The sequence below is a fragment of the Enterobacter sp. A103 genome (assembly GCF_034427535.1).
Taxonomy (GTDB): Bacteria; Pseudomonadota; Gammaproteobacteria; order Enterobacterales; family Enterobacteriaceae; genus Enterobacter; species Enterobacter asburiae_B.
In genome coordinates this window covers 139,747-150,394 of the sequence record NZ_JAXQPQ010000008.1, presented here as the reverse complement: position 1 = coordinate 150,394, position 10,648 = coordinate 139,747, and the positions used below count along the sequence as shown (strand labels likewise).

At 58.2% G+C, this 10,648-nt stretch carries 7 protein-coding genes; 3 read left to right on the top strand and 4 right to left on the bottom strand.

Translation table 11 applies throughout. The features are described from left to right. Positions 1–6,100 (top strand): hemagglutinin repeat-containing protein (locus SPH27_RS18795; RefSeq protein ID WP_322435762.1); only part of this gene is annotated, 6,100 nt, incomplete at its 5' end. Next, complete coding sequence (locus SPH27_RS18790; protein ID WP_182071905.1) at positions 6,090–6,350, top strand: hypothetical protein; 261 nt, start codon at positions 6,090–6,092, stop codon at positions 6,348–6,350. The genes SPH27_RS18795 and SPH27_RS18790, both read left to right, overlap by 11 nt. A 124-nt stretch (positions 6,351–6,474) precedes the next feature. Here the strand turns inward: SPH27_RS18790 and SPH27_RS18785 are convergent, their stop codons facing one another. The 4 genes from SPH27_RS18785 to SPH27_RS18770 form a co-directional block, all read right to left on the bottom strand. Beyond that, positions 6,475–7,563: an AAA family ATPase gene (locus SPH27_RS18785; protein WP_048980217.1), complete on the bottom strand. Its 1,089-nt coding sequence runs from the start codon at positions 7,561–7,563 to the stop codon at positions 6,475–6,477. Positions 7,564–7,708: 145 nt separating this feature from the next. Next, entirely contained in the window at positions 7,709–8,668 is a 960-nt protein-coding gene (locus SPH27_RS18780) for a YbgA family protein (protein WP_023333995.1), read from the bottom strand. Between the two features lie 102 nt (positions 8,669–8,770). Beyond that, positions 8,771–9,181: a hydroxyisourate hydrolase gene (gene uraH / locus SPH27_RS18775; RefSeq protein WP_033147068.1), complete on the bottom strand. Its 411-nt coding sequence runs from the start codon at positions 9,179–9,181 to the stop codon at positions 8,771–8,773. A 99-nt stretch (positions 9,182–9,280) separates the two neighbouring features. Beyond that, the gene (locus SPH27_RS18770) at positions 9,281–10,006 is read right to left on the bottom strand and encodes a MerR family transcriptional regulator (protein WP_032661978.1); all 726 of its coding nucleotides are present in this window, start codon (positions 10,004–10,006) and stop codon (positions 9,281–9,283) included. A gap of 117 nt (positions 10,007–10,123) precedes the next feature. Here SPH27_RS18770 and SPH27_RS18765 point away from each other — a divergent pair, with 117 nt between their 5' ends. Next, entirely contained in the window at positions 10,124–10,648 is a 525-nt protein-coding gene (locus SPH27_RS18765; RefSeq protein WP_047059663.1) for a lipocalin family protein, read from the top strand.

Genomic DNA, 10,648 nt, shown 5'->3' with positions numbered 1-10,648 from the left:
CGATAACCGCAGCGTGCTGCAGGGGCAGGCGGTTAACCTCAGCGCGGGCGGGCAGCTCAGCAACAACGGACAAATCACCACCGGCGGCGGCACCAGCACGCTCTCCGGCAGCAGCGTGGCGCTCAATGCCGCGGGCACGGTGCAGGGCGGGGGCGACATCACCGTCGCCAGCCGGAGCAACATTACCGTCGACGGCTTCACCGGCACGCGCGGCTCGCTGACCCTGAGCGCGCCGGGGTCCATCGTCAACACCGCGCTGCTGTACGCGGCGAATAATCTGGCGCTGTTTGCTGACAGCATCACCAACCGGCGCGGCGACATCATGGCGGGGAACAACCTGTGGATGCAGCGTGATGCGGCGGGGAATGCCAACAGCCAGGTGGTGAACACGTCGGGGAATATTGAGACGCAGAATGGGGATATTACGGTTAAAACTGCCAGCCTGTTAAATCAGCGTGATGGATTAACGTCAACCACAACAACAAGTGCGTCGCCAGCGTATGGTTGGGTTGGGCAGGCAACTGTTGACATACCTGTGTCGGTTCTCGGAATCGATACGCTTGTTCGGGATAAATACAGCACTTATACCCATGACGGTTCAGGTACATGTGGAGGAGTTCCCTGTTTCTTGTATGAGGATACCCATTACTATTACAAACCAATTACAGGCTATGAAACACGTAAATATGCACTAAATCAGATAGCGCAGGTTGTAAATGCTGAGGGTGGAAGCGCTCGTATTTCTTCCGGGCGTAACCTGACTATCACTGCCGCAGAGTTGAACAATCAGGCGAGTACAATCCTGGCGAATAGCAATATTACGCTTGCAGGAAACACGCTGAATAATCAGAGCTATCAGAGCGGAACTTATACAGAATATGCTGTATATAAATATGTAAGCCCCTCATATGGCGGGGGTTCTCCTGGCTCCTACTCTCCAACCCATCGCAATACTTACTACGACAATGACGTAACCTATGTATTAGATGGGCATGTCACAGAAAGTGAAAATGGTGAAACATACCGCGCCGTCATCCAGGCGGGCGGCAACGTCACCGCAAACTTCACCAGCAACATCAGCAACACTAATACCACCGCCAACGCGGGCGGCGTCAGCAACGTTATCTCCACCCCGTCGCTGAACACCCTCAGCAACCAGACTGTCGGCAGCGGCGTTCAAAAACAGGGCCTGAGCGCTACCGGCAGCGTGGCGGTGACCTCGCCGCAGTGGAACGATCGGCTTCAGGGGGCGCTGCAGCAGCTTAACGGCGGCGGCGCGCTGGAAAACGGCGGCGCGTCCGGCACGCCTCTCAGCAACGTTGCCACCACGCAGAAAGGCAACGCGAACCTTGGTCAGCTGGGCGCGCTGGCGAACGCCGGGGTCACCACCGCCGATCTCCGAACCGCGCAGGGCGGCGCCGTCGGGCATTATCAGGGCCAGCGCGTCGATACCAGCGCTTACCCGCTGCCGTCGGGCAACAACGGCTATTTTGTCTTCTCCGACAACCCGAAAAGCCCGTACCTGATCGGCATCAACCCGAAACTGAACGGTCTCGGACAGCTTGATCCCGCCCTGTTTGCCGACCTGAACGCGATGCTCGGGATCAAACCGTCGTCCACGGCGCCGCAGGAGACGCGGCTGGCGTTTACCGACGAGAAGCAGTTCCTCGGCTCGTCCTATATGCTGGGGCGCCTCAACCTGAACCCGGACTACGACTACCGCTTCCTCGGCGATGCGGCGTTCGATACCCGCTACGTTTCCAACGTGGTGCTCAACCAGACCGGTAACCGCTACCTGAACGGCATCGGCTCCGATCTGGATCAGATGCGCTATCTGATGGACAACGCCGCGGCGGCGCAGCAGTCGCTGGGCCTGCAGTTTGGCGTCTCGCTGACCGCCGATCAGATTGCCGCGCTCGACCACAGCCTGCTGTGGTGGGAGAAAGCCACCGTCAACGGCGAAACGGTGATGGTGCCGAAGCTCTACCTGTCGCCGAAGGACGTCACCGTCAACAACGGCAGCGTGATCGCGGGCAACAACGTCGCCCTGAAGGGCGGCAGCATCACCAACGGCGGCAGCTCGCTGCTGGCGAAAAACAGCCTGACGCTCGACAGCCAGAACAGCATCAGCAACCTCAGCAACGGCCTGATGAAAGCGGGCGGCGACCTGAACCTGAGCGCCATCGGCGATATCAATAACATCAGCTCCACCATCAGCGGCAAAACGGTCGCGCTGGAGAGCCTGGACGGCAGCATCAACAACCTGACGCAGGTTGAGCAGATTGATATCAACGCCGGCGGGAAGTACGGCAACATCGGCCTGAAGGACACCCTGCTGGGCAACACGGCGTCGATTACCGCGCAGGATGGCCTGTCGCTTGAGGCGGGGAAAAACATCACCGTCACCGGGGCGAACCTGGCCTCCGGCGGCGATATGCTGCTGAACGCGTGGGGCGATATTGCCGTCAACGCGAATCAGATCAACGACGCATTCAGCTCCAGCCGGGAGAAAACCAGCCGTTCCTCCGTCACGTATCAGGGAAGTAACGTCAGTGCGGGCGGCAACCTGCTGGTGAATGCCGGGCACAACCTTGACGTGACCGCCAGCGACCTGAAGGCGGGCGGCAGCGCGGGGCTGAGCGCGGGCAACGATCTGAACCTGAACGCGGCACAGACCAGCGAAAGCAGCCGGAAAGGGAAAAGCGAATCCCACAGCACCGGGCTCGACCGCACCACGATTTCCGCAGGCGATAACCTGGTCCTGAAGGCCGGGCAGGATATCAACGCCCGGGCCGCCGCGCTGGCGGCGGAGAAAAACGTCGGGCTGCAGGCGGGTCGCGACGTGAATCTGGCTGCGGAAGAGACCACACAGGGCGACAGCTATAGGTCAGGCAAGAAAACCGTTATTAACGAATCGGTGCGCCAGCAGGGAACCGAGATCGCCAGCGGGGCGAATACCCAAATCCTCGCCGGACGCGATGTCACCACCGAAGCCGCGCAGGTGACGGCGAAGGGCGATATCGGCGTGGCGGCAGGCCGCGACGTCAGCCTCAATACCGCAACCGAAAGCGATTATCACTACAAAGAGCAGACCAAAACCAAAAAAGGTTTCCTCAGCAAGAAAACCACCCACACCATCGAGGAGGACAGCGCGACGCGTGAATCCGGCTCCTTGCTGAGCGGCGATAACGTGCAGGTGGTGGCGGGCAATAACCTGCGGGTGTTCGGCTCCGCCGTGGCGGGCGATGGCGACGTGCAGCTTAAGGCGGGCAACAATGTTGATATCGTTGCGGCCACGAACAGCGACACCTCCTGGCGCTTTAAGGAAGAGAAAAAATCCGGCCTGATGGGCTCGGGTGGGATTGGCTTCACCATCGGAAGCAGCAAAAGCACGCACGATCTCCGTGAGAAGGGCACCACCCAGAGCCAGAGCTTCAGTACGGTGGGCTCGACGGGGGGTAACGTCGCGATTTCTGCCGGAAACCAGGCCCATGTCGGCGGCGCGGATCTTATCGCCGGGAAGGATTTAAGCCTCAGCGGCGACAGCGTCATCATCGAGCCGGGGCACGACAGGCGCACCCGGGATGAAACCTTCGAGCAGAAGAAAAGTGGGCTCACCGTGGCGCTCTCCGGCACCGTCGGTAGCGCTATTAACAATGCCGTGAGCGCGGCGCAGGAGACCAAAGAGCAAAGTGATGGCCGTCTGAAAGCCCTTCAGGCCACCAAAACGGTGCTGTCCGGCGTGCAGGCCGGGCAGGCTGCGGATATGGCGGCAACCACCGGCGACCCGAACGCAATGGGTGTGAGCCTCTCGCTGACGACCCAGAAGTCGAAATCACAGCAGCATGCTGAGAGTGATGCGGTGGCAGGCAGCACGCTGAACGCAGGCAATAATCTCTCCATCACCGCGAACGGCACAAACAAAGGCGCGAACAGCGGCGACATCGTGATTGCGGGCAGCCAGCTGAAAGCCGGGGGTGATACCACGCTGGATGCACAGAACGATATTCTGCTGTCCGGCGCGGCGAATACCCAAAAGACCAGCGGCAAGAACAGCAGCAGCGGTGGCGGTATTGGGGTAAGCATCGGTGCCGGAGGCAACGGCGCGGGTATCAGCGTGTTTGCCAACGTTAACGCCGCGCACGGCAAGGATAAAGGTAACGGTACCGACTGGACCGAAACCACAATCGACAGCGGCAAAAACGTCACCCTTAAAAGCGGGCACGACACCGTGCTTGATGGCGCTCAGGTTAACGGCAATAAAATCGTGGCAGACGTTGGTCACGACCTGCTGATGCGCAGCCAGCAGAACAACAGCGACTACGACAGCAAGCAGACCAGCGTTGCGGCCGGGGGCAGCTTCACCTTCGGCACCATGTCCGGTTCAGGCTATATCAACGCCAGCCAGGACAAGATGAAGAGCCGCTTTGATTCGGTGGCCGAACAGACCGGGCTGTATGCCGGGGATGGCGGCTTCGACATCACCGTGGGGCATCACACCCAGCTTGATGGCGCGGTTATCGCGTCCACCGCCACGCCGGACAAAAACAGCCTCGATACCGGAACGCTCGGCTTCAGCGATATCCACAACGAAGCGGACTTTAAAACCTCGCACTCCGGTATCAGCCTGAGCGGCGGCGGCAGCTTCGGGGATAAATTCCAGGGCAACCTGCCGGGTGGCATGATCTCCGCTGCGGGTAATAAAGGCCATAAGGAAGGCACCACGCAGGCCGCCGTGGCAGAGGGCTCCCTCACTATCCGCGACAAGGCAAACCAGAAGCAGGACGTGGCCGAACTGAGTCGCGACACCGAACATGCTAACGACAGCATCAGCCCGATCTTCGACAAGGAGAAAGAGCAGAACCGCCTGAACGCGGTTGGGATGATCAGCGACATTGGTAGCCAGGTGGCGGATATTGCCAGGACGCAGGGTGACCTGAACGGGCTGAAGGCGGCCCAGAAAGAAACCGGCGCAACACTCCCCGCAAACGCGACAGAGAAACAGCGCCAGGATTATCTGGCGAAACTGCGAGATACCCAGGCATACAAAAACGTGATGGTGACGTACGGAACCGGCAGCGATATGCAGCGCGGCATCCAGGCGGCCACGGCAGCGCTGCAGGGACTGGCGGGCGGCAATATCGGAGGGGCGCTGGCGGGCGCGTCGGCACCGGAGCTGGCGCATCTGCTGAAATCGACAGAGGATAACCCGGCTATCAACACGATTGCGCACGCGATACTGGGTGGCGCAGTTGCGGTACTGCAGGGGAATAGCGCAGCGGCGGGTGCGGCAGGTGCCGCGACGGGTGAGCTGGCTGCGCATGCTATAGCCAGCCTGCTCTATCCGGATGTGAAAGACCTGTCGACATTGAGCGAAGATCAAAAGCAGACGGTCATTACGCTGGCATCTGTATCGGCGGGGATGGCTGGTGGGTTGGCGGGAGGTAGTACGGCTTCGGCAGCTGCTGGGGCGCAAGGAGGAAAGAACGCGGCTGAGAATAATGCTACCTCCATTCCTCTCCCCTCTGGCCTGAATAACTACATGAACGCCGTGGGTTCATGGAATCAATATGCCGAAAATAAGGGCTTATCTGTAGAAGAAAAACAGGCAGGTTTGGATAAACTGGCGAAAGGCGACTTACCTGAGGGGGCTAACATCACAAAAGTGATTGTCGAAGGTTACCAGGATGGGGTAATGATCGGAGCCGCCTGGTATTTAGGACCTGCGGCGTCGGTGGGTAAAGTTGTTGGCGGGGGAGTGATTGCGGAAATCGCCAACGGAGGGTACCAGTGGTTTAACCTGAGTCAGCCAGGCAATGAAAACAAATCGTGGGATTATAAAAGCAGCATTAGTGCTGGCGTGGGGGGGATGCTTGCTCCGGGAAGGAATACCTGGCAAAACATCGGCATAGCTATGGGAGGGGCATTCTTTACTGATGGCCCAAATACGGGATCGCTTATTGGTTCAGCATTAGGTTCATGGGCTGGCGGTAAACTCGGTGAACTAGCACCTTTCCCAGGGGAAGTTAATGATCTGATAGGTGGTTTGGGAGGGGAGTTAATCGGCGATAAAGTTAAGGATAAAGTTAATGGCAAATAATAAGGCGTTTCATCGGGCTACGTTTTTGGTTTTTCTGCTTAGTACCTTTTATTACGGTGTGTTTTTTTTTGCATTTATTTTTATTGTAAACAATGTACTGATCGAGTTTATAAGTTCTGGAAAGATTGATTTATCATCAAAATCATTAATTTATCTATCTGTGGTGAGCGCTATAGTTGGCGTCGCCGCTGGTGCCAGAGTATGGCTCTTTGCAAAGTTAGATGAACGCAAAGCTAGAAAATCATCCTGAATATATCGCCACTAATTGACAGACCAATCCGGGTTGAATGGACATTTGATATGCCTGGGAAATATTCTTTCCAGGCATAACTTCGCTACAAACGAGACTTTCCTTGCGATTTTTTCTAACCGACCTACCCCAGCCTCTCCACCCTAGTCCCCCCCTCCACCATTGACAGCTGATACAGCGAAAACGACCTCTGCTTCTCAATCAACTTCGCCAGCTCCGGCGAGTGGCTGGTGAGCCAGATCTGCGAGTAGCGGCTGGCCTCGGCGATTAAGCTCGCCAGCGCGGGAAGCATCTGCGGGTGCAGGCTGTTTTCCGGTTCGTTCAACGCGATAAACGCCGGTGGGCGCGGGCTTAACAGCGCCACCGTCAGGCACAGAAAGCGCAGGGTGCCGTCGGAGAACTCCGCCGGTTCCAGCGGCCTGCTCAGCCCCTCGCGCTGCATCATCATGCGAAAACGTCCGCCGGTGTTGTCGCTGTAAAACACGCAGCCGGGGAAGGCCTGGTCAAGGATGCGCATCAGCAGCAGCTCGTCGCCGATCTCGACGATGGTCTGAAACGCGGCCGCCAGGTTGGCGCCGTCGCTGGCCAGCACCGGGGAGCGGAAGCCGACCTGCGGGGCGCGCATCGCCGAGCCAGACGAGACGGAAAACTCATGATAAAAGCGCCAGTTACGCAGGGACTCGCGCATCTGCGACACTTCCGGGTAAAGATGCGGTTCGCCGAGCTGCCCGAACACCGATTCGTTCTCGTACAGCGTGCCGCTATGGGTCACTTTCTCGTGATGCACGTTGTTGAGAAACACCGCCTGGTTCTTACGCTTCATCAGCTGTGACGAAGGCCGACGGTGCTGGCCGCTCAGCCAGATGGACTCCTCTTTGATCACCGGGTCGAGCTGAAACTGCGAGGGATAGGGCAGCTTCTCCACAAACCCGACCTGCAGCTCGTATTCGTAGGTCTCTGTTTCCACCGCCAGATTCATCCGCCGCAGCTGGTCGCTGCGGGTTTTACCTGCCCAGAACACCTTCAGAATGCCGCCCTCGTTTGCCAGCGCCTGGGAAAATTGTCCCTGGGCGGCGCTGTGCATCAGGTGTATCGCCTTGTAGATATTGGATTTCCCGGTGCCGTTCGGCCCGAAGACGATGTTGAGCTGCTCCAGCTCCAGCGACATGTCGCGGATGGAGCGGTAGTTTTGAATGTGCAGGGTGTTGATCACAGGCAGGCCCCTTTTGCAGAATAAGCCTGTATATAATCACAGTCTTTGAGATGAAATGCAAAAAAGAGACGACAGTGAGGATGTCGTCTAAACGGGGTACTGCTTTGGGCCTCTACGGGTCAATGGGGCCTTCGCATTTTTATGATCACTTGACTGCCAGACGCAGACCCAAATCATCAGGATAGGGATCAAAGTAGTTTTGCGTCATCAGATACCGGTCGGGGTATTCGGCCAGGTAGTGCTTCAGCAGCGTGATCGGGGCGAGAATAGGCAACTGTCCGTTGCGATAGTGCAGGATCACGTCGCGCAGCTCGCCGCGCTGGCGGGTGTTCAGCTGGTTACGGAAATACCCCTGAATATGCATCAGCACGTTGGTGTGATTCTTCCGCGAGGCGGGTTTTTTCAGGATGGTCATCAGCTTTTCCCGATACGCCACGAAGAAGGCGTCCAGGTCTTCCCACTCGTGCAGCGAGGCAACGAACGGGCCGATTTCGCGGTAGCCCGCCTGATGGTGCGCCAGTAGCTGAAGCTTATAGCGGCTGTGAAAATCCAGCAGCCCACGCCGCGTCAGACCTTTGGCGCGCAGCGTGTTTAGCTCGTGCAGGGCAAATACCCGCTCGATAAAGTTTTCCCGCAGCACCGGGTCGTGCAGCCGACCGTCTTCCTCGACGGGCAGCCACGGGTAGGTTTCAAGAAGGGCGGCGGTGAACAGCCCGACGCCCTCCTTGCGGCCCCGGTTGCCGTTTTCATCGTACAGCCGCACGCGTTCCAGGCCGCAGCTTGGGGATTTTGCACAGACGATAAATCCCGACAGATCGCCGATTTTTGGCAGATAGTCCGCCGTAAAGTCGGCCATTTTCTGCGTGAGGTCATCATGAGGCGGCTTGCTGAAACGGAGCTGCGTTTCGCCGCTGTCCGTCAGCGTCAGGCGTATGGCCGGGCGAGGCGTCGGCAGGCCGATGGCCATTTCAGGGCAGACGGGCCTGAAATTCACCCACTGGGCCAGCTCATCCATGACGAAGCCCATACGCTTGTGTCCGCCGTCAAAGCGAACGGCGGATCCGGTCAAACATCCGCTAATACCGAGCACAGGTTTCGTTGTCATGGTGTAGTCCTCCCGTTCATATAATTAAAACTTACACAACATGACTAATTTGTCCAAGTATTAGCGGAACTATTTTTTTTATTCCTTTAAAATCAATGCGTCTTAACTGCCCTTGTAGGTCGAGTAACCGTACTGGCTCAGCAGAAGCGGGATGTGCAGCTTCTCGTTGGTGCGGGTCACGGTAAACAGCACCGGGATCTCCGGGAAGAAGGAGTCCAGCTTTTTGCCGTGGAAGTACTCTGCGGTTTTGAAGGTCACTTTATACACGCCAGGCTGCATGTCTTGATCCTGCGGATAGAGCGATTTGATGCGGCCGTCGTGGTCGGTTTTACCGCTGGCAATCGGGGTCCATTTGTCCTGCTGCTGTTTCTCCAGCGTAACGGTCACGTCTGATGGCGGCATCCCGGTTTGCTGGTCGAGAATGTGGACGCTCAGCGTGCCGGCAGGGGCGCTAAAGGCAGCAGGGGCAAAGGCCATCGAGGCCAGGATCAGCAGAGGGGCAGTTTTTTTCATGGTGTTTTCCTGTTGAGTTATTCGTTACAGGAAAACGTTAGCATCTGCGGCGCGGGAAAATATTCAACTTTTCGTGAAGATTCCCGCAGGAGAAAATTATCAGAGGATAATCACTTCAAGCGATACCTGCTGCTGCCACTGCTCCACCTGTTTTTTCCGCCCGGCGGTGAGTTTGCCGCTGGTGACCAGAAGCCATTTGCGCTCCGGGAAAATTTCCGGTGCCAGCGCGTCAGGCGGAACCGGCAGGATGTCGATTCGGTGGCCCTGCCCGGTGCGCGTTAAGGCTTCGAGCCAGATCTCGCACGGGTCGTTCAGGTGCCAGCCGCTGAGCAGAATGTTATCGCCCGGCGCTTTTTTATCGCCTTCGAGGCAAAACGAGGTGTAGGCGATGATGATGCCGTCGAGGATCGCGCGCAGGGTCATGGCGGCGGCGACGTTGGCCGAGACCTGGCTGCGCAGCGGGCGCAGCACGTTCGCGACCAGCTCCGGCCTTGGGTATTCGCGTCCGGCGTCGTAAATCATCTGGCGCAGGGACTCGACCTTGCCGTCCTGCAGGCGTTGCAGCATGTTCTGCTGCAGGGTTTGCCAGTTGTTGGTCCGACCCGGCATCGGGCGTTCCAGCAGCGGTTTGACCTGGCCGATCGGGACGCCTTTTTTGACCCAGTCGAGAATTTTTAGCGCCTGCTGGACGTCCTCGTCGCTGTACTGGCGGTGGCCGCCTTCCGTGCGCTGTGGCTTGAGTAAACCATAGCGACGCTGCCACGCCCGCAGGGTGGTGGCGGTGATGCCGCTGAGTCTGGCGAATTCGCCGATGGAGTAAGCCATGTCCGTGTCCAGAGTGGAGGAATACTCTCAATATACTACGAATTTTCCCGAACGGGATGAAGCGCCGAAACGGTGCACTACACTTAACGTCCAACCGTGCAAATGAAAGGAATTCTCATGAAGCTATGGCCTGTAGTGACCGGTGTTGCCATTGCGCTGACGCTGGTCGCCTGTAAATCCCCCACGCCGCCGAAGGGCGTGCAGCCGATTTCCGGTTTTGACGCCAGCCGCTATCTTGGCAAATGGTACGAGGTCGCCCGTCTGGAAAACCGCTTTGAACGCGGGCTGGAGCAGGTAACCGCCACCTACGGCAAACGCAGCGACGGCGGCATCAGCGTGCTCAACCGGGGCTACGATCCGGTGAAGAACAAGTGGAACGAGAGCGAAGGCAAAGCGTACTTTACCGGCGAGCCAACCACCGCCGCGCTGAAGGTGTCCTTCTTCGGCCCGTTCTACGGCGGCTATAACGTGATCAGGCTGGACGATAAGTACCAGTACGCCCTGGTCAGCGGCCCGAACCGCGACTACCTGTGGATCCTGTCGCGCACGCCAACCATTCCGGATGCGGTGAAGCAGGATTACCTGAACACCGCGCGCGGTCTGGGCTTCCGAACCGATCAGCTGGTGTGGGTGAAGCAGTAG